The organism is Pseudomonas sp. PS01298 (assembly GCF_029959745.1).
Taxonomy (GTDB): domain Bacteria; phylum Pseudomonadota; class Gammaproteobacteria; order Pseudomonadales; family Pseudomonadaceae; genus Aquipseudomonas; species Aquipseudomonas aylmerensis.
The window spans coordinates 1-309 of the sequence record NZ_JASCPP010000267.1 but is presented as its reverse complement, the minus strand read 5'-3'; the positions used below and the strand labels follow the sequence as shown (position 1 = coordinate 309).

General features: G+C 59.5%; 1 protein-coding gene. It reads right to left on the bottom strand.

Annotated features, from left to right (window positions below):
* Window positions 1-102 precede the first annotated feature (102 nt).
* Window positions 103-309 (bottom strand): hypothetical protein (locus tag QMX97_RS32085; protein ID WP_282398242.1); only part of this gene is annotated, 207 nt, incomplete at its 5' end.

Here is a 309-nt window from a genome sequence, read left to right as displayed (position 1 = left end):
GTCCAAAAATGTGGGAGCGGGCTTGCTCGCGAAGGCGGCGTGTCAGCCACTGGTGATTTGACTGACCCACCGCATTCGCGGGCAAGCCCGCTCCCACAGGGGTTAGCGCAAGCGGGTAAGAACTTTGTCGGCCGTGGAGAACTCGCAGCTCATGATTGCCATTAACTCTGGAGCGATTGGCATCCAGATCCATGAAGAATCGCTGGACCACAGTCGCCACGGTCCAAAAATGTGGGAGCGGGCTTGCTCGCGAAGGCGGCGTGTCAGCCGCTGGTGATTTAACTGACCCACCGCATTCGCGAGCAAGCC